Below are 24,396 nucleotides of genomic sequence, written 5' to 3' on the forward strand. Positions count from 1 at the left end.
TATTGCAAGTAAATTTAACGCAGAAGTAAGGAAAAACAGCAGCTAGAGAAACATTTGTTAAGCCGAGCTCAGGTTAAATAGTTAATGAGAGAATTTGTAATGTTATTACCGCAATATCAGAATTTAGCTATTAAATTAGCTCAGCTTCTACCTAAAGAACGTATTATTACTAGTTACGCCAAACGATTAGCCTTTGGTGTTGATGCCAGTTTTTATCGGTTAGTACCACAAATTGTTTTGATGTTAGATACCGAAGAAGAGGTTGTCACGGCTTTAAAAGAATCGGCTATGGCAAACCTCGCAGTTACTTTTAGAGCAGCGGGCACAAGCCTATCAGGACAAGCACAATCCGAATCAATTTTGATTATGTTAACTACTCGCTGGCGAGACTATGAAATATTAGATTTAGGACTTAAAATAAAATTAGGTCCTGGTGTTATTGGCGCTGATGCGAATAAATATTTACTACCTTATGGCCGTAAAATTGGGCCTGATCCAGCGTCAATTAACACATGCAAAGTAGCAGGTATTGCAGCCAATAATGCTAGTGGTATGTGCTGTGGTGTAGCGCAAAATAGTTACCATACCTTAGACAGCATAAAAATTGTTTTACACGATGGTTCTGTTTTAGATACAGCAGATCAAACTAGCATTGACAACTTTAAAATAACACATGCCAACCTGCTAAATGATTTAAATACATTAGCGTTGAAAACGCGTGCTAATTCAGAATTACATCAGCTAATTAGCCACAAATATCGACTTAAAAACACTACGGGTTATGCTATTAATTCATTAATAGACTTTGATGACCCTATTGATATTCTTGCTCATTTAATGATTGGATCTGAGGGCACGTTAGGGTTTATTTCCTCAATCACTTATAACACGGTGATTGAGCACAAATACCGTGCCTCGTCATTGGTGTTTTTTCCTGATATACAAACCACTTGTCTTGCTGTTTCAGCACTCGCAAATGCTAACGTTGCTGCTGTTGAACTAATGGACAGACGCGCTTTAGCTTCTGTTAGTGATATGGATGGTTTACCTGACTTTATCAAAACACTGGATGAAACCGTTGGGGCTTTATTAATTGAAACACGCGCAGCTAATGCTGACCAATTAGAACAACAAGTAACTGAGCTCGAATCATTACTTGCAACCTTTCAGCAAACTAATGCGATAAAATTTACTGATATTGCTAGTGAGTATTCCCAATTATGGGCGATAAGAAAAGGTACGTTTCCTGCGGTTGGTGCTGTTCGTGAAACAGGCACTACGGTTATCATTGAAGATGTTGCTTTTCCTGTCGAAAAACTCGCTGATGGTGTTGCCGACCTTCAAACGCTTTTTACAAAATATCATTACGATGAAGCTATAATTTTTGGTCATGCCCTAGAGGGAAATTTGCATTTTGTTTTCACACAAGACTTTTCAACACAAGCAGAAATTAACCGTTACCAAGCCTTTATGGATGATGTATGTCAACTCGTTGCGGTTGACTATCAAGGCTCATTAAAAGCAGAACATGGTACTGGACGAAATATGGCTCCTTTTGTTGAGTTAGAATGGGGCAAGCAAGGAATGGAGTTAATGCGACAAATAAAGCATTTGTTCGATCCAAAACAATTACTTAACCCTGGTGTTATTATTAATGATGATGCTCATGCGCACATAAAACATTTAAAAGCACTACCAGCGGCAGATGAAATTATTGATAAATGTATAGAATGTGGTTTTTGTGAACCTGTTTGCCCTTCAAATGGCTTAAGCTTTACCCCTCGACAACGCATCACCAGCTTTAGAGAAATCAGTCGTCTTAAAACAAGTAATGAAAATCCTAAATTATTAGCCGATCTTCAAAAGGAGTTTACTTATTCAGGTATAGATACTTGTGCAGCCACAGGTTTATGTGCAGAACGCTGTCCTGTTGGTATAAATACCGGCGATCTCATTAGGAACTTACGTCATGATAATAATCAACGTTATCAAGGTGTGGCTAATATGTTATCCAATAACTTTGCTACCGTTGAGAAAATAACACGCGGCTCTTTAGCTATTGCTGGTTTTAGTCATCGTGTCTTAGGGAGCACGGTAATGGCTGGTTTAACAGGTACAATTAGAAAACTATCTGCAAATAAAATCCCGCTGTGGAGTAAATATTTACCACAAAAAGCAACTTATCATCCTAAAAAAATGGCTTCATACAGCTTACCTTTACGCCCAAAAGTGGTTTATATACCCAGCTGCGCAAGCCGAAGTATGGGGCAATCAATTACAGCAACGGATCAACGTTCATTAACAGAAGTCACCTTTTCATTAATTGAAAAAGCAGGCTTTGATGTTATCAGTCCTGATCTTACAGGTGAATGTTGCGGTATGCCGTTTAATAGTAAGGGCATGTTCACTCAAGCAAATCAAAAAAGCAGTGCTTTGTTAACCAAATTAAGAGACTTAAGTGATGATGGAAAATATCCTATTCTTATTGATACAAGTCCATGCAAAGCTATGCTGCTAGAAAACAAAGAAAAAGTGTTAGGCTTATCACTATTTGAGCCAGTTGGCTTTATTGAAGATGTATTAATCAATTATTTGAACTTTACCCCAATAAATGAACCCGTTATGTTGCATGTTACTTGTACTAGCCAAAAAATGGGCTTAGCCGATAAAATGCAACAACTCGCTGAGCGCTGTAGTACACAAGTAATAAAACCAGAGCATATACAATGCTGTGGTTTTGCAGGCGATAAGGGCTTTACCACGCCTGAGTTAAATAAAAATGCACTTGCGCCATTAAAAGCACAAGTACCTAAAAATTGTAAAACTGGCTATAGTAATAGTAGAACCTGTGAAATAGGTTTATCCCATCATGCTGGAATTGATTACCAATCAATTCTTTATTTGGTTGATAAAGCAACAACAGAAAAAGACTCTGCTTAATTCGGCTTATCGTTAAACAAGGGGCATAAGTGAATATAAACTTAAAATTACAATTAGTTACTATAGTCCCATTATTATTGGCACTCTCCGCAGTATTATTTGTTACTCAAGTACAATACAAGTCACTTTCTCAACAAACTGTAGCTGAATATCGCCATAGCGTTATTAAACACCGTAAAGAAGAGTTACGCAATTATGTATCACTTGCTGAAGGAGCAACTGAATATATATATCAAAACAAAAACTTAGATAAACAACAAGCACAAACCTTAGTTAAAGAAATATTGTCTAATATGCGTTTTGGTAAAGATGGCTATTTTTTCGCTTACAATTTTGACGGTACCGCACTCGTTTTACCTGAGCAACAATCACGCATTGGTAAAAATTGGATAGATCTTGAAGATAGAAACGGCGTAAAACTTATTAAAGGCCTCATTAAAACAGCTAAAGAAGGCGGAGGCTATCTCAATTATGTATTCTACCAACCGTCAAAAGGGGATGGCGTGGGTAAAAAAATAGGCTATTCACGCGCGTTAAATGATTGGCAATGGATGATAGGTACGGGTGTGTATATTGACGATATTGATGAAGAAATAGCACAATTAAATGCCTCCATTAGTAAGCATATTCAAAATACCTCAATTTTGACACTCATTATTGGTTTAGTGGCGGTTATCGCTATTTTCTTTTCGGGGCAATTTATTCGCTTTAGTGAAAAAAAAATGGCAAATCGAAAATTACGTGAGTTGAATGAACGTATATTTCAAACCCAAGAGGAAGAGTGTAAACGCGTTTCAAGAGAACTACATGATGGTATAAGCCAAACCATTGCTGCTGCAAGGTTTTCTCTAGAAACAGCACAGCTAAAACAACAGAACAATGCTGATTCTAGCAATGAAATGAATCGCAGCATGGAGCTTATTTGTAAAATAATGGGGGATATTCGTGCTATTTCACACCAACTGCATCCTGGGTTATTAGAAGACTATGGCTTAGGCGCTGCCATAGAAGAACTCGGCAGAGATTTCTCTAGACGAACAGGTATTAAAGTGAAAGTAGAGCGCTTATCTATTCGCAATGTATTATCAACAGAAGTTAAAGCAGCATTATATCGCATTGCCCAAGAATCATTAACCAACATTGAACGCCATGCCAATGCATCAAAAGTAAATATCACTTTAAAGTTATTGCCAGGGTGGTTAGTATTAGAAATTATTGATAATGGCCAAGGTTTTGATTATCAAGACTACGATAAAATTTCTGATAAAAAGATGGATAAACAAACAAAAGTTCATCAAGGCATTGGGTTACGCAATATGAAAGAAAGACTAAAATTTTATCATGGTAATTTGATTGTTAATTCAGAAAAAAGTGGCACCACAGTGATTGCTAGAATACCGCAAGCACAATTACGTTATATAGCCAATAACGCCAGTGAAAAACCAATTAAAGGTGATGAGCATGATTAAGATACTACTGGTTGACGATCATCCTCTCTTTCGCGAGGGATTAAAGCATAGATTAAGCCTAGATGAAGAGATTGATGTAGCTGCTGAAGCAGAAAATGGTAAACAAGCGCTAACACTGATAAAAAGCAACGCCTTTGATATTGTATTAATGGATATCAATATGCCAGAAATGGATGGTATGTACGTGCTTGAACTAATTAAAGAACAAAACCTTGACTGCAAAGTACTCATGCTCAGTATGCATGATAACAAAGAATATATTTTAGGAGCCATGCGTTATGGAGCAGATGGATATATTTTAAAAGATGTTCCAGGTAATGAATTAATAGATGCAATTAAAATAATTATTTCAGGTAAGCATTATTTTAGTGCTGAAGTAACAGAAATTCTAACAAAAGAAATTGCTGGTGAACAACGAGGCATTGTCACTAGACGCGAGCAACTCGTATTAAGGCTTATTTCCCGTGGCCTCAATAATAAACGTATCGCTCAAGAGCTTAATGTCAGCGTACGTACTGTTGAAACCCATAAGCGTAATATCAAACAAAAACTGGGCATTGACTCAACCCTAGGGTTAATGCGTTATGCTATTGACTACGGATTAGATAGGTAGAAAAGACATAAGATCCCTTGCTAAAAATCATATTTAATATTATCAGCAAATAATTAATAAGCGATGCCATATCGTCAAACTGATATGGCTCACTCCTATAAAACTAACTAAACAATAAACTTATCCGATACCTTATGTAACTCAATAGATAGTATTTCAAGCTCTTCAAATTTTTCACGCGAGATAGAAGAGCCTACACCAATATCCTCTGCAAGATCAGCAATACCACTGATACTTTGCGCTATTTGACTCGCCACCATTGATTGTTCAGTAGCTGCAGTAGACACTTGGATATTCATTTCAGTTAATTGCTTTATGGAGTCTGACGTTGAGTCAATAAGACCACGAATGGTTGACATAGCATCAGAAACAGCTGTTCGTTTATTAGCAGACTCACCCATATCAGCAATAGTACGATGTGAACTCGTTTTCAAACTTTCTAAAATATCTGAAATTTCAATGGTACTTTGTTGAGACCTTTGCGCTAAAGTACGAACCTCATCTGCAACCACGGCAAAACCACGCCCTTGTTCACCAGCACGCGCGGCTTCAATTGCGGCATTTAATGCTAACAAATTAGTTTGCTCTGAAATCCCTTGAATAACACCAAGTACAGAGTTAATTGACTCAACATTACCACCCAACTCTTGCACTGACTGCTCAACATTTTCAAGTAACGCATTCAGCTCATCCATTCGCTGGTTTGAAGATTCCACTTGCAACAACACATCTTGCATTTCTTTTTCAGCATTTTCTGCCGATGCACGAGTCACTTCAGCTATATTAGCTATTTCTGCTGAAGTTGAGGCCATTTCTTCAACCGCTGTAGCGACTTGCGTTGTTTCTTGTTTTTGTTGCTCAGAAGAATGCTCAAGATTGCGTTGTCGCTCAGTTGACTGCACCGCCATTTCAGACAATTCTTCACTGGTGTGTTTAATATTACGAACATCACTGCCTAATGATCTTAAAAAATGATTAAAGTCATTCGCAATATTATTCAATATATCAATTGGGCTATTAACAATAGTTTGTGTTAAATCGCCTTCACCATTAGCTAATGCCTCAACAGAAGACGACAAGTTTTTAAGACCTCTGTAAATGAGTTTAATCGCAAAAGTTACAATAAAAGCAACAATAATCGCAACAATTACCGTTGTAACCATACTATTAGTCAAATTATTTCCTTGCGAATTGGTAATAGACTCATCAATAGTCGCCATAGCTTTATCAACAGAATCAATATAAAATCCCGTACCTAACATCAAATTCCACTTACTGATATAAATAGCATAGCTGTACTTAGGCGATGCTTCGCTTTCGTTTGGCTTTGGAAACCAATAAGTATAAAATCCCCCTCCCTGCTTACCTACATTTACTAGATCACGAATAATAAACTGACCTTGCTTATCTTGCAGATCCCAATAATTTTCACCAACATTTGCTGGATTATTCCCCATCAGCACTCTTTCACCATCATCTTTATACGCAAATATATAACCAGTGCCTTCATCAAATTTTATATTAGACAGTAATGCTAACGCTTCATCATAACCTTCAGTTCCTGGTTTATCGACAAACGGTTGAATAAGCGACTCAACTGAATCAAGAATAGATTTCAAACGTGATTTTTCAACGGTTATTACTGTCTCTTCCGTTAACTTACTCACATCACTACCAAAGCTATGAAGGGCATTAAATTCTAAAAAAATCCCTAAAATAGCGACAATAAAAAAAGGAATAAAAGCAAGAGAATAAATTTGAGCTCTAAGTGATTTGAACATGGCGATACCTGAATAAAAGGATTTAACTACTATTATTAAACATAGTACAGAATTAGTAATATGTAAGTAAATGTTTAAATATTTTAATATTTTTATTTAAATAAAAACAGCGCCTTAAAGTAATAATGAACTTACAGTAAGGCACTTTTATGTCAAATTTTATATAAACGAAAATCGTTATTATTTACCATAAACCGCTGACGGTAGCCAAAGTGCAACCTCAGGAAACAGAATCAAAGCCCCTAGCCCTAATAGCTGTAAAATAATAAAAGGAACAACCCCTTTATAAATATCGGTCAGTTTGATTTCTGGCGGACATACTCCCTTCAAATAAAACAGCGCAAAACCAACAGGCGGTGTTAAAAAGGATGTTTGTAACGTAACTGCAATCAACATAACAAACCAGACCAAAACAGGTTGATCTAAGCCATTAACAGCACCAATACCAAAATCTAAACCCGCAATAACAGGTGCTAGTAATGGTAAAACAATTAAGGTTATTTCAATCCAATCAAGCAAAAAACCCAGTAAAAACACAACACCGAGAATCACTAACAAAATGCCAAATGAACCGAAAGGTAACCCAGTTAACATGTCCGAGATAAATTCATCACCGCCAAGTTCGCGTAATACTAGAGAAAAAACCGTTGCCCCAATAAAAATAGCAAAGATATAAGCGGTAGTTTTGTATGATGACATTAAAACACCATGAAACACCTTAAAACTCAGCTTTTTATTATAAAGCGCTAACAATGTAGCGCCTAACGCACCAACACCACTGGCTTCTGTAGGTGTAGCAACCCCTGCAAAAATAGACCCTAATACCGCAATAATAAGCACAATAGGAGGAAAAATTGCATGAAAAACTTCTTTTAGAACATTAAATGTGAGCGGCCTACGATCTTCTGGGGCTGGCGCTACTTCTGGCTTAAAATATGACAAGCCCAAAATATAAGCTAGATATACCACACCTAACATTAAGCCTGGAAATACTGCAGCGGTAAATAAATCCCCTACTGATAACGCAAGTTGATCAGCCATAATAACAAGCATAATACTAGGCGGAATTAAAATACCTAAACAACCCGCACTACAAACAATACCCGTAGCAAATGTTTTAGAATAATTTTGCTTCATCATGGCGGGAATTGATAATAAACCAAGCAATACAACAGACGCACCAATAATGCCCGTTGAAGCCGCTAAAATAATACCAATCAATGTAACAGTTATGCCTAAACCACCACGCACTCGACCAAATAATTCTTGCATCGCCATCATCATTCGTTGAGCAACACCTGATTTATCTAACATTAATCCCATAAAAATAAACATAGGTAATGCAACTAACACCCAGTTTTCCATTAAGGAAAAGATGCGTGATACCACTAACCCTAATACATTGAGATCTAACCCGGTGAAGGTATCCATATGAATATCTGAAAGATAACCAATACCACCAAAAAGAATACCTACTCCCGCTAATACATAGGCAATAGGAATACCTGTAAATAAAAAGACGATAAAGGTCAAAAACATGCTGATAACGAGAATTTCATTAAAATCCATGATTATGTCTCCTTCTGAGTTAAGGTTATGATATTTCGGAACATACGGGCAAGTACGGCCATGCCAAGTAAAATGAAACTTGCAGGTATTGCAGACTTAATTACCCAACGAAACGGCATTCCTAAAGGAGACGATGAACTTTCGCCTAGCATGTATGAATTAGCAACATAATCAACACTATTGAATAAAATAACAAAGATGGTTGGAAAAACAAAAATGATAGCGCCAAATATTTCCCACTTCAGCACTGTTCTAGTCTTTAACATGGAAGCAACCACATCGACCCTCACCTGAGAGTTTGTTATTTCGGCATAAGACAACCCAAACATAATGCCTATGGCATACAAGTGCCATTGAATTTCTTCAAATATAATTAGTCCATTTTGAAAACCGTAACGCAATATGACATTACAAATAATTACAGCAATTAATAGCGCCGATGACCAACAACAAACAGCCGACACTTTTAAAATGATTGACTCAAAAACATCCGCTGTTTTGTGAAAAAAACTAGAAATTACACCAAGGGATTGAGAAGATGAATCAGCCATACGATTCTCCTAATTCAGTAAAAAAACCTAGAGCCAAAAGCCCTAGGTTGGGGAGATACAGGAATATAAACACCAATAAAGCAAGTGTTAAATACTTGGTTTAGGACGCGGTAAAAAAGCGTTTGCTTCCCATAAGTCATAGGTCTTACGGAACTGAGCTAAATCGTTATAAATTTTCTTAAAAGCAGGATCAGCAGCTGATTGCTCATTAATCACCTCATCCCATTTAGATTGAAAAGTTGTTAGCATTTCAGGCGACCAGTACTTATTCACAACACCATCTTCTAGGTTCTGTTTCATCACAGGCGCTTGTATCGCCTCACCCAGCGCAATTGCCTCTAAAGTGGCTGATTTACATAAATGTTCAATAGTAGACTGTTGGCGTGCGCTCATACTTTTCCATGTATCTTTATTAATTATCAGCTCCATAATCGTCGCTTGTTGATGCCAGCCAGGAAAATAGTTATATTTTAATAACTTTTTCAAGCCAATACGTTGATCAACAATGGGCATGGAAAACTCAGTTGCATCAATAACTCCTTTTTCTATAGCAGGAAAAATTTCGCCTCCAGGTAAGCCTACAGTACTAACGCCCAACTTTTCCATGACTAAGGCACCTAACCCAAAGAAGCGCATTTTTAATCCTTTTAAATCTTCTGGTTTATTGATTTCATCTTTAAACCAACCAGAGGTTTCTGGCGCAAGAATACCGCACACTTGAACTTTTACATTCAAATTATTATCGTCATACAACGCTTGATGAAGCTTATTGCCATTACCATGATAAAACCAAGCCAAATACTCTGGCGCTTCAGGACCAAACGGTATAGATGAAAATAATCTCGCAGCAGGAATTTTGCCTCCCCAATTTGCTGCAGTTGCATAACCCGCTTGCACTTTACCTGTTGATACCGCATCAAGTATTTCTTTTGGATTGACTAACTTATTAGGCTCATAAACTTTCATTTTCAAACTATTACCGCTTAATGTTTGAATATTGTCAGAGACATATTTTATTGTTGAACCTAAGCTTGGTAATACAGAGTTATAATAAATAGGCGTTTTAAGAAGCATCTTTTTTTCTGCCATCGCTACACCAGAAAAACTACTCGCGACTAACACGCTAGTGATAAATAATGATAATTTTTTCATTGCTTTCTCCTAGTAATTAATGGCAAGTTATAAAACGTATTTTGCTGATAACTGTAGATAATTTGAACTTTTATCCACTTCATTCATTTCAAATTTGCCAGCTTCAATACCAAAAGAAAGTTGTTTGGTTATATCTTTAAAAAGGTTCACCGCGACATGATTATGCTTAGTACCTGCGATGTCAGCATCAGTACTACCGTAATATACTGTTGAGCGCATATCGTTTGTCCAAAAATGACGGTAAGCAGCCATAATTGAGGTTGATTCTTCTATTTCTTCACCCACTAGATCCCGAGCAACAAGCACACTAACATAGCGACCGGTATTGCCACCATGTACTTGGAATCGAAAATCATCCTTGCCAAATGTTTTAATCCGACCTGCAACACCATAACCAAGGGCTGATTCAGTATCGCCACCAAGCGTGTTTACTTGTCGTGCTACACCAGCGACAGAAACATTCCCCCAATCACCTTTAAACGTATATTTTGCAATAAAATCAGGTATTGAATCTTGGCTACTATCACCTAAATCAGAGTGAGGATTTTCTACAGATATTTGTAAACCGCCATTGGTGTAACGAATTTGACCCTGTCTAATAAATGAAGAAGCAACTAATGGTCCACCAAAATCGGCAGCTTCAGCTAAAGCACTGGTATTCATAAAAGTGGTCCAAGTTTGACCCACGGTTATATTTTTGTATTTAATAAACGCATGACGTAATCTTGGATTAGATGAGTTAGAAATAATTTGATTACCCCCACCACCGTAGAAATCTAATTCAATAAACCCTGTAACATCACCATGAACATATTTAGCATTAAAACGAGTTTCATTGACTGTAAACTTGGTTGTTGAAATATCATCAGTGACAGCAGCGACACCAATCCAGTAATCATTATTTGTTGCGGGCGAACTAACATCTCCACTTATGCTACGCACATCGGCTTTAATGAAGCCCCCGAAAGTAATTTTATCTTCATTGGTTAAATCAAATGTATACCCTGCAAAAGAAGGGGCTGATACCAATGCTGTCAACATCAAACCGGACTTAATTATATTTTTCATTATTGTTACCTTTTTGTTGAAACTTAGATGGATTTAATTATTTTTAGAAACCATCAAACTTAGTGCAAGGCATACAATATTAAATTAGTCGTCTAGTTAAAATCGGCGAACACACGTATTTTTTCTACGTGTTTGCCCTTAGTTCTTTATTAAAAACAGTGCGTATTTTGCTATAAAAGAACGTAACTTAGGAAGAGTTTTAGCGGCTTAAACTAAATTTAAAAACGAGATAAAGCAAAAAAAACGCTGAGACAAGCTCAGCGTTTGGGATAAATTAATCAACCTAAAAAATTGCTAGCGAACTACCCACCTACCAACGCAAGTAAAATACCCGCCGCAACAGCTGAACCAAGTACACCAGCAACATTGGGCCCCATTGCATGCATAAGTAAAAAGTTATGAGGATTAGCCTCTAAGCCTACTTTATTAGCAACACGTGCCGCCATTGGCACAGCAGATACACCTGCAGCGCCAATTAATGGGTTTACTTTTTCCTTCGAAAATTTATTCATTAGCTTCGCCATTAATACACCTGAAGCAGTACCAATTGAGAAGGCAACAGCACCCAGTGCTAAAATACCTAATGTTTGAACATTAAGAAACGCATGTGCACTTAACTTTGAGCCAACACCTAGACCTAAGAAGATAGTCGTAATATTAATTAACTCATTTTGAGCTGTGGTACTTAACCGATCAACCACACCCGATTCTCGCATTAAATTACCCAAACAGAACATACCAACTAATGGTGTTGCTGACGGTAAAAAGAAAATAGTCATTAACAAAACGCCAAGTGGAAAAATAATTTTTTCTACTTTTGTAACAGGACGAAGTTGAGCCATTTCAATTTTTCGTTCATCTTCTGTTGTTAATGCTTTCATAATGGGTGGCTGTATAATTGGTACCAACGCCATATATGAATAGGCCGCAACGGCAATCGCTCCAAGTAGTTCAGGTGCCAATTTAGACGCTAAAAATATAGCGGTTGGACCATCGGCACCACCAATAATAGCAATGGCAGAAGCATCTTTTAAAGTAAACTCTATTCCTGGCACTGCATTGAGAGCAATAGCGCCAAATAACGTGGCAAAGATCCCAAACTGCGCTGACGCACCTAAAAGCAAAGTTTTGGGGTTGGCGATCAAAGCGCCAAAGTCAGTCATAGCACCAACCCCCATAAAGATAATCAAGGGAAATATTCCCGTGTCTATACCCGCATAATAAATATAATGAAGTAAGCCACCCACTTCAGAAAAACCAGCTACAGGAATATTCGTTAGTATTGCACCAAACCCCATTGGCAATAACAATAATGGCTCAAAGTTTTTTGCTATCGCTAGATAGAGTAAAAGACAACCAACTAACATCATGATAACCTGCCCTAACTCAAAGTTAGCTAAAGCAGTTGATTCCCATAGTTTAATTAATGAATCCATAAGATCCTCTACGAAAAGCTAAGTAATGCATCACCAACAGCAACAGAGTCACCTTCTTTGGTATGCAAACTAGTAATAACTCCCGCATTTACTGCGCGAATCTCGGTTTCCATTTTCATTGCTTCCATGATAATAACAACATCACCTGCTTCAACAGCATCACCTTCACTAACAAGTACTTTAAAAATATTACCTGAGAGTGGCGCATTCAATGTTTCTTCTGCCGAAATAGAAGCCGATTGTTTTATAGCATCATCTCCAGCAGGAAGCGTGATTGCATCAATAGACCCCCCTGGTGCAACAACTACTTCATAAATTTTTCCATCAACACTCACTGCATAGTTTTCAGGCCCCGTTGTTACACCAGACTCAACTGAGGTGGTTGCTTTTTGGGTACTTGCTTTTGTTGGAATAGGTTCAAAAGCAGCAGGGTTATTACGATTTTCTAAAAACTTCAAGCCAATTTGAGGAAATAAAGCATACGTTAATACATCATCAATAACTTCTGTCGACAACGTAATATTTTTCTCTTTTGCTAACGCTTCTAATTCTGTCGATAGTTTGTCTATTTCTGGTGTCAGTAAATCAGCAGGACGACAAGTAATAACCTCTTTACCGTCTAACACTCGTGTTTGTAATTGTGCATCAACTGGTGCTGCAGTTGCGCCATATTCGCCTTTTAGCACACCCGAAGTTTCTTTTGTGATTGATTTATAACGTTCACCTGTAAGTACATTCAATACAGCCTGTGTACCCACTATTTGCGATGTAGGTGTTACTAAAGGAATATAACCCAAATCTTTACGTACTTTTGGAATTTCAGTTAATACTTCATCAAATTTATCAGCTGCACCTTGCTCTTTTAACTGGTTTTCCATGTTTGTTAACATGCCACCAGGAACTTGCGCAGTTAATATACGTGCATCAACACCTTTTAAACTACCTTCGAACTCTTCATATTTCTCTCTTACATCACGGAAATAAGCAGCAACTTCAGCCATTTTTTCAATGTTTAAACCCGTATCACGCGGTGTTCCATCAACAATAGAAGCAATAGTTTCTGTTGGTGAATGTCCGTAAGTCATACTCATTGACGAAATTGAGGTATCAATCACATCAACGCCACTATCGATAGCTTTCATTTGAGTTGCAACACTTAACCCTGTTGTTGCATGACAATGTAAGGCAATTGGCAAAGAGACTGTTTCTTTTAATCGACTAATTAACTCAGCCGCGTTATAAGGCTTTAATAACCCAGACATATCTTTAATACATAATGAATGTGCGCCCATATCTTCCAGTTTTTTAGCCATAGTAAGCCAACCTTCAAGCGTATGAACTGGACTTTCAGTATAACTTAATGTTCCTTGTGCATGAGCACCAACTTTAACAGCTGCTTTAATTGACGTTTGTAAATTGCGAACGTCATTCATTGCATCAAAGATGCGGAAAACATCAACACCATTAACATGAGCACGCTCAACAAATTTCTCTACCACATCATCAGCATAATGACGATAGCCTAAGATATTTTGACCACGAAACAACATTTGTTGTTTCGTTTTAGGCATGGCTTTTTTCAACGCTCGGATACGCTCCCAAGGATCTTCACCTAAATAACGAATACAAGAATCAAATGTTGCACCACCCCATGATTCAATTGACCAATAACCAACATCATCTAAGGTTGACGCTATTGGCAGCATATCTTCTAAACGAAGACGTGTTGCAAGAATGGATTGATGTCCATCTCTTAAAACAACTTCAGTAATACCTAGTGGTTTGTTCATGATTGTGCCCTTATTTCTTTTCTTTCTGTGAGATGGAAGGTTGTTGTATTGAGTGTTGTTGACGGTAACGAGTTACCGCACCGCTAATTGCCGCAACAATAGCTGGCGATACTTCACCACTCGCTACTTTATTTTTTTTATTATTCGAATGAGTTCTAGTTGGCGCAATAGGATCAGGAAACTTCACCGCCAATTTAGCTAATACCGTATTAATAAAGATAATTAATAAACTTAAAAAAGCAAAAACAAATACCATTCCTGCTAGCATAAGCGTACCAGCTTCTAAGAATTGTTGTTCCATTGTGTTCATTTTTTGTTCTCATTCGTTAATTTATGAAATTAGAATAATCACTCCAATTATTAAAAACAAACATTATTTTGCAGTTTCATAAAAATAATTTTTCGTCAATAGCAAAAACCATCAATATTCAATTTTTTTTACTAAATATTCAATTAATTTTGTATAACTAGATATTGTATACAATATCATTCCAATGAATACCTAACATACAGAAGATTTTTTCATGATTTTATACAATATACTTAAATGTATATACTATTCACTAACCATGCATAATATTCACTAGTAAAATATAAAAATAATCTTCCTTCTGAACTCATCAAGTTATACTTAATTGTTTTCCGTACAATAGAAGCAAATAAAAATATAATCTTCTTACCTAGTCATTTAATTGTTAGTCAAAAACTTTGATTATTTAGCATACAAGTTTGAGCTATTGTATTATATTGATGCTGATCGTAAGCAAGAATCAATGAACCAAACAAAACACCCGAACAGCCTAATGATAAAACTTAACAAGCATAAAATTATTCGTCTATTTTGGTGGTGGCTGGTTATCATACCAGGAATACCTTTTATCCTGACGTCACTAGGACTGTTTGTTTATGCTTATTGGCCTCGTGACTTCTCATCAGTTAGTCAATTTCCTGTAGAAAGCAGCACAAAATACATAACACTATCAGCACACGGAGTTAACGACAACCCCTCCAGCTGGAGTGACGAATTACAAAACCTAATGGTGCAAGTCCCCTACCCCACGTTAACTAACATTAACGAACAAAATCATAGTATTGATTGGCAAAACTATGCTAGTAATGTGTTTCTTTGTTCTGTTGCAGGTAAAAAAATTGGAAATGAAATTGGCAAGCACCTAGCAAAACAACCAAACCTTAAAGCAATTCATGCTATTGGTCACAGTTGTGGTGCCTTTGTAACTTTCGGCATTTGTGAAGGTGCAAGAGCAATTAACCCACAACTTATTATACAAACAACCTATTTAGATCCTGTTGCTGTTTATTCAGGCATTTTTTGGCATTACGGTATTGATAACTTTGGATCTTGTGCTGACTTTAGTGACACTTATATTGATACACGTGACACAGTACCTGGTAGTAATCAGGCACTACCTAATAGTTATACATTTGATGTAACCCACAAACAAACTACGAAAGACGCACAATATCCCCCTCACGCATGGCCTACTCGCTTTTATATCAACGCTTATAAAGCTAAGCGCGTACCATTATTTTATAAAGCGAATATTGGCAAAATAAAAAAATTCAAAAAAGGTGAGTTATACCAGTTTTATTAATTAGGTGATCTACTTTATACACAGGAAAAACAGCCAAATACAAGGCATTTATTTTAATAACTAATTGCTCTAATTATTAAATAAATAACGCCGTAGTTGGTTGTTTTAACCAATATAAATGATCACATAGTTAGTGAGATTGGTATTAATCATTTTACAATAAAGCGGTTAATAAAATGTGGCAGACGCGCAGGAGTCGAATCCTGCGGTTTTTGTTGAGGTTAATATATGCATATACGATCGCCTGAATATCAACATTCAAATTTTAGGCGAAAAAAAACCAATCATGCGATTGGTTTTTAATCTTCTCTCAAGAGAAATGTGGCGGACGCGGCAGGAGTCGAACCTGCGACCGCCTGGTTCGTAGCCAGGTACTCTATCCAGCTGAGCTACGCGTCCGCGGTCATATTTATTTTTTCAGCTTTAATATTAGCTTATCTTTATTATTTTACCACTTAAAGAAAAGTGGCGGACGCGGCAGGAGTCGAACCTGCGACCGCCTGGTTCGTAGCCAGGTACTCTATCCAGCTGAGCTACGCGTCCGCAATCTAAGATGTTTTTAATATCGTTACTTAACCGATAAACTTTCTTTTAAATCTCGGTTTAAAGATTTTACCATTAGATACTTAAAGTAAATAATGGCGGAGAGGGAGGGATTCGAACCCTCGATCCGGGATAAACCAGATACTCCCTTAGCAGGGGAGCGCCTTCGGCCACTCGGCCACCTCTCCAATGGGTGCGAATATTAATGGATCTCAAAAATAAGTCAAACATTTTTACCAATTAATTTATCTTTTCGTACTGTTTGCTGACAATTTACCCAATATTGATGATTTTCAATCATTATTAAAAATAATAAAGTTTAAAACATAAAAAAGCACCGTCAATTGAGGTGCTTTTTTAGAACGCTAATTATGTAGTTCATACTATGTTACAGTAATTATACGTTTCCAGATGATTCTGTATCATCTTTCTCTGCTTGTATACGCATGTAAATTTCTTCACGATGTACTGAGACTTCTTTAGGTGCATTTACACCAATGCGTACTTGATTTCCTTTAACACCTAACACAGTCACGGTGACTTCATCACCAATCATCAACGTCTCACCTACGCGTCTTGTTAATATTAACATTACACATTCCTTTTTTAAAATTGAGAATCACTAAATAAATATATATAAGCTAGTAATATATGAAGTTAGCCTGTTTTTCCCTAATACACTATAAGTTATAGTTAATATTATGAAAAAATCCACTTTTTAATCTGTTTTAAGCTCCTATGCTTAAAACAGATTAAAATACCGCCTCATTCTATCAAGCTTATGTTCCTTTTGAATAGTGCTAAAGGCTCTTTTTTTGATGCAGAATATTTTTTATTGAAAAGATTAACATCTAAATAACATTTAAAAATAAGAAAACCAATTAGATAACTAATTGGCTTTTTACTTTTGTCGAATACATTCAGTTAATAAAGTGTCAATTAACTTAATTTTTCAGCTAACCAAGGTTGAACCGAAGCCAGGGCTGTTGTGATATTCTCAGGTTGACTCCCTCCAGCTTGTGCCATATCAGGACGTCCACCACCCTTTCCACCCACTTGTTGAGCGACCATATTAACTAATTCACCTGCTTTAACTTTACCAATAAGATCTTTAGTCACTCCAGCAATTAAACCAACTTTACCATCATTAGCGGTAGCCAGCATAATAATACCTGACTGCATTTTATTTTTAAGTTCATCAACCATACCACGCAGGGCTTTACTTTCAACGCCATTTAAATCAGCAATCAAAGCCTTCACCCCATTGATGTCAATAGCACTACTCATTAAATCTGAACCTGCTTGTGCAGCTAGCTCTTGTTTTAACTGATTAATCTCTTTTTCTAATGCTTTAGAGCGTGTGATCAACTGTTCTACTTTTATATCAACACCAGCAATATCAGTTTTCACTAAACCCGCAACTTTCGCTAAACAAGCACTTTGTTCATTAACATAATCTAACGCACCAGTTGCGGTTACTGCTTCAATACGGCGAACCCCTGCAGCAATACCTGATTCAGAAACTATTTTTAATAAGCCAATGTCGCCTGTTCGTTCAACATGAACGCCGCCACAAAGTTCAGTAGAGAAATCCCCTAAGGTAACCACTCGTACTTCATCATCATATTTTTCACCAAAGAGGGCCATAGCGCCTTTCTCTTTAGCATCTTCAATATCCATTAATTCAGTGTCTCTCGCATGGTTACGTCGTATTTCTTCGTTAACCATTTGTTCAACAGCATGTATTTCTTGTGTTGTCATTCCTTCAAAATGAGAGAAATCAAAACGAAGTTTATCACTGTCACACAATGAGCCTTTTTGGGTAACATGTTCGCCTAGAACCCTACGTAAAGCCGCATGCAAAAGATGAGTTGCCGTATGATTTTTTACAATAGCTGCACGGCGTTCACTGTTAATTTCTGCCTTAACTCGACGATTCAAACCTATATCAGTATGAGCAATACCTTTATGCGCAAAAGCATTACCTAGTTTAATCGTGTCTTCAACCTCAAAAACGCCGTTATCAAGGTGTAATAAGCCAGTATCACCAACTTGACCACCCGATTCAGCATAAAATGGTGTGTGATCTAAAATAACAATGCCTTGCTCGCCAGCATTTAATTGCTTAACAGCTTCATGATCATGGGCATTAAATAATTCTACAACCGTGGCTGATGATGCATGGTTTGTATAGCCCTTAAAATCAGTTTTGTGATCAGATTTAAGCTGTTGATTATAATCCGTACCAAATTGACTTGCTTGTTGAGCACGCTCACGTTGCAAGCCCATTGCAATATCAAAACCATTATGATCTATATTTAAGTGCCGCTCACGGGCGATATCAGCCGTTAGATCAGCAGGGAAACCATAAGTGTCATAAAGTTTAAAAACATCATCACCGCTAATCGTATCACCTTCAAGATTGTCGAGAATATCTTCAAGCAATACCATGCCTCGGTCTAAAGTACGGCCAAATTGTTCTTCTTCAATACGCAATAATTTTTCAATAATGGCCTGTTGTTGAACCAATTCAGGATAAGCTTCCCCCATTTGTTTAATCAATGATTTTACTAACTTATGGAAGAAATGTTCCTTTGCTTCAAGCTTATGACCATGGCGGATTGCACGGCGTATAATTCTACGCAATACATAACCACGTCCTTCGTTTGATGGAACAACGCCATCAACAATTAAAAAGCAACACGAGCGAATATGATCGCTAATTACACGTAATGATTTATTGTCTAAATCATTACAGTCTAATAGATTAGCCGTATCTTTAATCAATGCTTGGAAAAGATCGATCTCGTAATTACTGTGCACATTTTGCATAATAGCCGAAATACGCTCTAACCCCATACCAGTATCAATTGAAGGGTTAGGTAAAGGTTCCATATCACCATTAGCTTGGCGATTGAACTGCATGAAAACGATATTCCAAATTTCAATAAAACGATCACCATCTTCTTCTGGTGATCCTGGAGGCCCTCCCCAAATATCGTCGCCATGATCATAAAAAATCTCTGAGCAAGGACCACACGGACCAGTGTCACCCATTGACCAGAAGTTATCAGATTCAAACTTTTTGCCTGCTGTCTTATCACCAATACGAATGATCTTTTCAGCAGGAATACCAATTTCGTCTTTCCAATATAAAAAGGCTTCTTCATCACTTTCATAGATAGTGACTAATAACTTCTCTTTTGGTAAACCTAAAACACTCGTTAAGAATTCCCAAGCGTAGCTAATAGCATTTTCTTTAAAATAATCACCAAAGCTAAAATTACCTAACATTTCAAAAAATGTATGATGACGAGCGGTATAACCTACGTTTTCTAAATCGTTATGCTTGCCGCCTGCACGTACGCAGCGCTGTGCTGATGTTGCGCGAGTATAACTGCGTGCCTCAGCTCCTAAAAATACATCTTTAAAAGGCACCATGCCTGCATTGGTAAAAAGCAAAGTTGCATCGTTACCTGGAACGAGTGAGCTACTTTTAACTATTTGATGTTGTTTAGTGGCAAAAAAATCTAAAAATGCCTGACGTACTTCGGCGGTGGTTTTAATCATGGGAACCTTAATCAGTCTGTTTATTCAATTATCATTAACTACCGCAAAAATTTCATCAGTCGAAAATCCGCGATATTGTAAAAATCGTATTTTTTTGGCTTGCTCTTTTTTGCTTATGGGGAGATCTTCGCTCCTAGTTTCACCAAAGCGTTTATTATACGCAAGCTCGGCTTGAAGATACCAATCAATTTCGCAATTTTTATGCAAATGTTGAATAATTGTTGAACATACTCCCTTTTGCTTCAATTCATTAGCAATATATCGCCAACCATATCCTCGGTTAACACGATACCTACAGGTACTTTGCGCAAAGCGTTTATCAGACAAATAATCTTTTTCAAGCAAGCGCTCTATAGCATGTTTTATTTCTTCTTCAGGAAATTCTCGTTGGACTAATTTTTGTCTGAGTTCGCACTCTGAATGCTCTCTACGCGCTAACAAACCAACACCACAATGCAAGGCTGTTCGTTGTTGATATTTTTTCTTTATTGGTTGCTGCTCTTCTTTTTCGCTCATACCATTATCTTTTATTAATTTATCTGTCGTTTTAATTTCAGCTGTAAAATTTATGGGCTCTTGGTATCTCAGCTTATCTTTATAAAAGCGATAGTTGCTTACTATTTGTTGATTCTGTCATAGTGGATTCGGCAAAACCTAAGGTTAATCCCACAAGCCGAATGCCTCGCCCTTTCGCTCGCTCATAAGCCTTTGGCAATAAACTATTAAAAACTGTCTCGTTAGCGTCTAAGCTTTGTTGTTCTACCGTTGTTTGGTTAAAATCATTAAATTTTAGCTTAATGCCCTGACGAACAACTTTTCGGTTTTGTACTTTTTCTAACCTTTGCAGTAATTTGGGGTATAGCTGCCCAATAACACTTAAACAATCCGTCTCAGTATACACATCCATCGCCAATGTTGTTTCTATCGCTAATGATTTTCGCTGCCTACTTACTTCAAGTTCTCTGTGATCAATACCATGGGCTTTTTGAAACAAGCTAGTCGCAAACTTACCCACAATCATCGTTAAATTAGCAATTGAAGAAGCCCTAATATCTGCACAGGTGGAAAAACCAAAAGATTGTAGTTTTTGAAACGTTTTAGGCCCAATACCTGGTATTTTTTTAAGCGATAAATGCTCAACAAATGTAGCAACTTGATCAGGAGCAACCACACATTGCCCATTGGGTTTATTTTCATCACTCGCTATTTTAGCAATGAACTTGTTTGGCGCAACGCCTGCAGAAGCTGTTAGGTTAAGCTCATTGTATATATCTTGGCGGATTTTTTCTGCAATAAGCGTGGCACTGCCTTGACATTGGGTTGAATGAGTAACATCGAGAAAGGCTTCATCAAGAGACAAGGGTTCAATAAGGTGAGTATAACGAGAAAAAATTTCTCTTATATGGGCTGACACTTCTTTATAAACTGACATACGCCCATGTACTATGGTTAATTCTGGGCAAAGCTGCTTCGCTTTGATAGCTGACATAGCAGAGCGCACGCCAAACTTACGTGCTTGATAGTTACAAGTACAAAGAACACTGCGAGGACCATCACCACCAACCGCTAATGGAATATTACGATATTGTGGAAAATCTCGCATTTCAACGGCTGCATAGAAACAGTCCATATCTATATGAATAATTTTTTTCATACCGACATCTTTTGCTTTTATATGAACACCATTATCACTGTTTTTTTATACAGCGTCAATTGGTATAAAATAATTCCATCTAGACGTTTAGTCATGTAACATCATAAAATATTGATATTAAACAGCCCTTTTTAGAAGCAACCATAAAAATATGAAAGTATTACTTGCCGATGATCATATCCTATTTATAGAAGGCATGAGATCAATTCTTCACAGCATGTTTTCGGATGTTGAATGCGAATCTGTCAATAATGGTCAACAGGCATACGAAAAATTAACTGTTGAATCATACGATATTGCCTTGGTAGATCTTCGTTTGCCTGGTATTGACGGTTTTCACTTACTTGAAAAGCTATCTGAATCACTATGTTTAACTCCCATTATTATGGTTACCGCCTCTGAAGATCCATGGGATATGGAAAAAGCCCTCCAATTGGGTGCAATGGGCTTTGTCCCTAAATCCTCTAACGGTAATCAAATAAAAAATGCTGTTGAATCAGTATTACGGGGGGAAATAGTAAAGCCAAGTAATGATATACCAGTAAGTGACCGTCATTTAATACCTGTCGATTGGGCAAGTCAACATAATCTTACTTCACGACAATTAGAAGTACTTCGCCTTATTCGTCACGGTCTAACTAATCAGGCTATTGCTGATCAACTTTTTCTTAGTTTGGCCACGGTAAAAACGCATATTATGGCTATATTTCAAGCTTTAAACACTCAAAGCAGAACAGAAACAATCAAAAAAGCACAGCAACTTGGTTTAGACTAATCCCCGACTCTCTTATTTATAGATAAGGATTCAGTCACATAACATTAACAGTTTAGGAGTAATCATCATAAAGGCTGAAACTTCCAACGCAGATAAAATTGTCGCAGATAAAATATTAATTCTCCACGATAATTTACCAGCCACCCTGATTGGTACTTTGCTTGGCTGTTTACCATTAGCCATTTTATTGTGGGACTCTGAATCACACACCACCATATTATCTTGGGTTGGGGCAACCTATTTATTAACTTTTATAAGATGGCACCACCAGCGTTCATTAGATAGTGAAAACGCATCGACAGAACAAATTTTTAGACAAGGTAAAGTTTATACCATTAGTGTACTAGCCTCAGGAATTATATGGGGAAGTGTCGCTTTTTTGTTTTTCCATCCCGATATGTTAGACACCTTTACTGCAATTATAATCACCTTAATTGTTGTTATTGGTGCAAGCATGATTGCACTATCCTCCAGACCTTTAACCTACGCAGTTTTTGCGTTTCCCACCATTATGCCTATTGTTGTTATGATGTTTTTACAAGACAACTTGCTTTACAAATGGTCAGCCAGTGGTGTACTTGTTTATATGGCTATCAGCTTAGTTTTCAGTCGTAACATGCATCGACTTATAAATAATTCTCTAACACTCAAGTATCAAAATATTGATCTCGTTGCTGACTTAAAAAAACAAACAAAAACAGCAAACAAAGCAAATAGTGATAAGTCACGATTTCTTGCAGCTGCGAGTCATGACCTTCGCCAACCCTTACATGCGGTTAACCTATTTGTAGAAACCTTAAATAAAAAATTAACAACCAATACTCAAAAAAGTGACTTGCTACATATTCAACAAGGCTTAGATTCTTTAGATGAGTTATTTAATGCCTTACTTGATATTAGCCGAATAGATTCAGAGACATTACAGATCAACAAACAACACTTTTTATTAGGTGAATTGATAAATAAATGTACCGACCAATATTCAATACAAGCAACAACAAAACATTTGAAGCTGAATGTAAAAAATTGCAACTACTATGTTTACACCGATCCTGTCTTTCTCGAACAAATAATAAGTAACCTTTTATCAAATGCCATTCGTTATACAAACGAAGGACAGATTGATATTTACTGTAGTCATAAAGGTGATAACTGTTTACAACTGCATATAGATGATACTGGTATTGGTATTTCCGAAAAAAATAGAACAGAAATATTTAATGAATTTTATCAATTAAACAATCCTGAACGTGATAGAAATAAAGGGCTTGGCTTAGGTCTTTCTATTGTAAAAAGAATAACAACTCTACTGAACTATCAGCTCAACTTCACATCTAAAGTAGGTCATGGTACTAAATTTACTCTAGTGCTTCCTGAAGGAGTTAAAAAGGAAAAAATATCTAATACTAAGCAGCAACCAAAAGTAGAGAATAAACTGAATAATTTAAAAGTAATGCTCATAGACAATGAAATAGAAATTCTACACGCAATGGATAACATTCTTAATGATTGGGGATGCGATCTAACCAGCACAGACTCCGTTGCAAAAGCATTAGAGCTAATTAAAAATGGTTACCAACCTGAAATTATACTCACTGACTATAGAATGCCTGGTGAAATAAATGGCTGCGAATTAATACAACTGGTGCAACAACAAATAGGTAATATCCCAGGAATAGTCATCACTGGTGATACAGATAACGATGTTATAGCTGAAATCACTACAGCAAAACAAGTAAGATTACCCAAACCGATTAAACCCGCTCAATTACGCATCGCAATAAATCACCTTATTCAGTAAGAAACAGACCTATAAAGTCACTATTGAGGCTTATGAAACCATTACCGTCACCAATAATTGAAGTGGTGGTA

Annotated in this window: 18 protein-coding genes and 3 tRNA genes; 6 read left to right on the top strand and 15 right to left on the bottom strand. The window is 36.9% G+C overall.

What is annotated here, in order from left to right; all coding sequences use genetic code 11:
- Positions 1-84: 84 nt before the first annotated feature.
- From ACE1OF_RS18235 to ACE1OF_RS18245, 3 genes are read left to right on the top strand one after another with little or no spacing between them, the layout of a single operon-like run.
- Complete coding sequence (locus ACE1OF_RS18235; RefSeq protein ID WP_448896226.1) at positions 85-2,940, top strand: FAD-binding and (Fe-S)-binding domain-containing protein; 2,856 nt, start codon at positions 85-87, stop codon at positions 2,938-2,940.
- Positions 2,941-2,969: 29 nt separating this feature from the next.
- Positions 2,970-4,409 (top strand): cache domain-containing protein, encoded by a 1,440-nt coding sequence (locus ACE1OF_RS18240; protein ID WP_448896227.1) that lies wholly within the window; start codon positions 2,970-2,972, stop codon positions 4,407-4,409.
- On the top strand, positions 4,402-5,022 hold the full coding sequence (locus tag ACE1OF_RS18245; protein ID WP_448896228.1) for a response regulator: 621 nt from the start codon (positions 4,402-4,404) through the stop codon (positions 5,020-5,022). Before ACE1OF_RS18240 ends, ACE1OF_RS18245 begins: the two co-directional genes overlap by 8 nt.
- A gap of 107 nt (positions 5,023-5,129) precedes the next feature.
- On the opposite strand, the gene ACE1OF_RS18250 is transcribed toward ACE1OF_RS18245, so the two are convergent.
- The 8 genes from ACE1OF_RS18250 to ACE1OF_RS18285 form a co-directional block, all read right to left on the bottom strand.
- Positions 5,130-6,803 (bottom strand): methyl-accepting chemotaxis protein, encoded by a 1,674-nt coding sequence (locus tag ACE1OF_RS18250; RefSeq protein ID WP_448896229.1) that lies wholly within the window; start codon positions 6,801-6,803, stop codon positions 5,130-5,132.
- A gap of 180 nt (positions 6,804-6,983) precedes the next feature.
- Positions 6,984-8,372 carry a TRAP transporter large permease gene (locus tag ACE1OF_RS18255; RefSeq protein WP_448896230.1) on the bottom strand — a complete coding sequence of 463 codons (1,389 nt, stop codon included), beginning with the start codon at positions 8,370-8,372 and terminating at the stop codon, positions 6,984-6,986.
- A 2-nt stretch (positions 8,373-8,374) separates the two neighbouring features.
- Positions 8,375-8,923, bottom strand: a complete 549-nt coding sequence (locus ACE1OF_RS18260) for a TRAP transporter small permease subunit (RefSeq protein ID WP_448896231.1) — start codon at positions 8,921-8,923, stop codon at positions 8,375-8,377.
- A gap of 87 nt (positions 8,924-9,010) precedes the next feature.
- Positions 9,011-10,075 carry a TRAP transporter substrate-binding protein gene (locus ACE1OF_RS18265; protein WP_448896232.1) on the bottom strand — a complete coding sequence of 355 codons (1,065 nt, stop codon included), beginning with the start codon at positions 10,073-10,075 and terminating at the stop codon, positions 9,011-9,013.
- 27 nt (positions 10,076-10,102) lie between these two features.
- A complete protein-coding gene (locus ACE1OF_RS18270) occupies positions 10,103-11,143 on the bottom strand; it encodes a DcaP family trimeric outer membrane transporter (RefSeq protein ID WP_448896234.1) in 1,041 nt (346 codons plus the stop codon).
- Between the two features lie 302 nt (positions 11,144-11,445).
- Positions 11,446-12,579 (bottom strand): sodium ion-translocating decarboxylase subunit beta, encoded by a 1,134-nt coding sequence (locus tag ACE1OF_RS18275; RefSeq protein ID WP_448896235.1) that lies wholly within the window; start codon positions 12,577-12,579, stop codon positions 11,446-11,448.
- 8 nt (positions 12,580-12,587) lie between these two features.
- Positions 12,588-14,369: a sodium-extruding oxaloacetate decarboxylase subunit alpha gene (gene oadA / locus ACE1OF_RS18280; RefSeq protein WP_448896237.1), complete on the bottom strand. Its 1,782-nt coding sequence runs from the start codon at positions 14,367-14,369 to the stop codon at positions 12,588-12,590.
- A 10-nt stretch (positions 14,370-14,379) separates the two neighbouring features.
- Positions 14,380-14,679 (bottom strand): OadG family protein, encoded by a 300-nt coding sequence (locus ACE1OF_RS18285; RefSeq protein WP_448896239.1) that lies wholly within the window; start codon positions 14,677-14,679, stop codon positions 14,380-14,382.
- A 463-nt stretch (positions 14,680-15,142) separates the two neighbouring features.
- On the opposite strand from ACE1OF_RS18285, the gene ACE1OF_RS18290 reads away from it, so the two are divergent.
- Positions 15,143-15,982: a hypothetical protein gene (locus ACE1OF_RS18290; protein WP_448896241.1), complete on the top strand. Its 840-nt coding sequence runs from the start codon at positions 15,143-15,145 to the stop codon at positions 15,980-15,982.
- 322 nt (positions 15,983-16,304) lie between these two features.
- Here the strand turns inward: ACE1OF_RS18290 and ACE1OF_RS18295 are convergent.
- The 7 genes from ACE1OF_RS18295 to dinB form a co-directional block, all read right to left on the bottom strand.
- A tRNA-Arg gene (locus ACE1OF_RS18295) sits at positions 16,305-16,381 on the bottom strand.
- A gap of 67 nt (positions 16,382-16,448) precedes the next feature.
- A tRNA-Arg gene (locus ACE1OF_RS18300) sits at positions 16,449-16,525 on the bottom strand.
- Positions 16,526-16,621: 96 nt separating this feature from the next.
- A tRNA-Ser gene (locus tag ACE1OF_RS18305) sits at positions 16,622-16,713 on the bottom strand.
- 209 nt (positions 16,714-16,922) lie between these two features.
- Positions 16,923-17,117, bottom strand: a complete 195-nt coding sequence (csrA, locus tag ACE1OF_RS18310) for a carbon storage regulator CsrA (RefSeq protein WP_448896242.1) — start codon at positions 17,115-17,117, stop codon at positions 16,923-16,925.
- Between the two features lie 347 nt (positions 17,118-17,464).
- Complete coding sequence (alaS, locus tag ACE1OF_RS18315) at positions 17,465-20,095, bottom strand: alanine--tRNA ligase (RefSeq protein ID WP_448896244.1); 2,631 nt, start codon at positions 20,093-20,095, stop codon at positions 17,465-17,467.
- A 24-nt stretch (positions 20,096-20,119) separates the two neighbouring features.
- Complete coding sequence (locus tag ACE1OF_RS18320; protein ID WP_448896246.1) at positions 20,120-20,611, bottom strand: regulatory protein RecX; 492 nt, start codon at positions 20,609-20,611, stop codon at positions 20,120-20,122.
- Positions 20,612-20,690: 79 nt separating this feature from the next.
- Positions 20,691-21,749, bottom strand: coding sequence for a DNA polymerase IV (gene dinB / locus ACE1OF_RS18325; RefSeq protein WP_448896247.1), 1,059 nt, complete (start codon positions 21,747-21,749; stop codon positions 20,691-20,693).
- Between the two features lie 151 nt (positions 21,750-21,900).
- Between dinB and ACE1OF_RS18330 the strand changes: the two genes are divergently transcribed.
- Positions 21,901-22,524: a response regulator gene (locus tag ACE1OF_RS18330; RefSeq protein ID WP_448896248.1), complete on the top strand. Its 624-nt coding sequence runs from the start codon at positions 21,901-21,903 to the stop codon at positions 22,522-22,524.
- 187 nt (positions 22,525-22,711) lie between these two features.
- Entirely contained in the window at positions 22,712-24,325 is a 1,614-nt protein-coding gene (locus ACE1OF_RS18335) for an ATP-binding response regulator (protein ID WP_448896250.1), read from the top strand.
- Positions 24,326-24,396 lie beyond the last annotated feature (71 nt).

The sequence above is a fragment of the Colwellia sp. E150_009 genome, assembly GCF_053543955.1.

Bases quoted from the DNA above. Each gene is read 5' to 3' on its own strand.
- ACE1OF_RS18235 (WP_448896226.1), top strand. From the start codon at position 85: ATGAGAGAATTTGTAATGTTATTACCGCAATATCAGAATTTAGCTATT.
- ACE1OF_RS18245 (WP_448896228.1), top strand. From the start codon at position 4,402: ATGATTAAGATACTACTGGTTGACGATCATCCTCTCTTTCGCGAGGGA.
- ACE1OF_RS18250 (WP_448896229.1), bottom strand. From the start codon at position 6,803: ATGTTCAAATCACTTAGAGCTCAAATTTATTCTCTTGCTTTTATTCCT.
- ACE1OF_RS18255 (WP_448896230.1), bottom strand. From the start codon at position 8,372: ATGGATTTTAATGAAATTCTCGTTATCAGCATGTTTTTGACCTTTATC.
- ACE1OF_RS18260 (WP_448896231.1), bottom strand. From the start codon at position 8,923: ATGGCTGATTCATCTTCTCAATCCCTTGGTGTAATTTCTAGTTTTTTT.
- ACE1OF_RS18265 (WP_448896232.1), bottom strand. From the start codon at position 10,075: ATGAAAAAATTATCATTATTTATCACTAGCGTGTTAGTCGCGAGTAGT.
- ACE1OF_RS18270 (WP_448896234.1), bottom strand. From the start codon at position 11,143: ATGAAAAATATAATTAAGTCCGGTTTGATGTTGACAGCATTGGTATCA.
- ACE1OF_RS18275 (WP_448896235.1), bottom strand. From the start codon at position 12,579: ATGGATTCATTAATTAAACTATGGGAATCAACTGCTTTAGCTAACTTT.
- oadA (WP_448896237.1), bottom strand. From the start codon at position 14,369: ATGAACAAACCACTAGGTATTACTGAAGTTGTTTTAAGAGATGGACAT.
- ACE1OF_RS18285 (WP_448896239.1), bottom strand. From the start codon at position 14,679: ATGAACACAATGGAACAACAATTCTTAGAAGCTGGTACGCTTATGCTA.
- ACE1OF_RS18290 (WP_448896241.1), top strand. From the start codon at position 15,143: ATGAACCAAACAAAACACCCGAACAGCCTAATGATAAAACTTAACAAG.
- csrA (WP_448896242.1), bottom strand. From the start codon at position 17,117: ATGTTAATATTAACAAGACGCGTAGGTGAGACGTTGATGATTGGTGAT.
- alaS (WP_448896244.1), bottom strand. From the start codon at position 20,095: ATGATTAAAACCACCGCCGAAGTACGTCAGGCATTTTTAGATTTTTTT.
- ACE1OF_RS18320 (WP_448896246.1), bottom strand. From the start codon at position 20,611: ATGAGCGAAAAAGAAGAGCAGCAACCAATAAAGAAAAAATATCAACAA.
- dinB (WP_448896247.1), bottom strand. From the start codon at position 21,749: ATGAAAAAAATTATTCATATAGATATGGACTGTTTCTATGCAGCCGTT.
- ACE1OF_RS18330 (WP_448896248.1), top strand. From the start codon at position 21,901: ATGAAAGTATTACTTGCCGATGATCATATCCTATTTATAGAAGGCATG.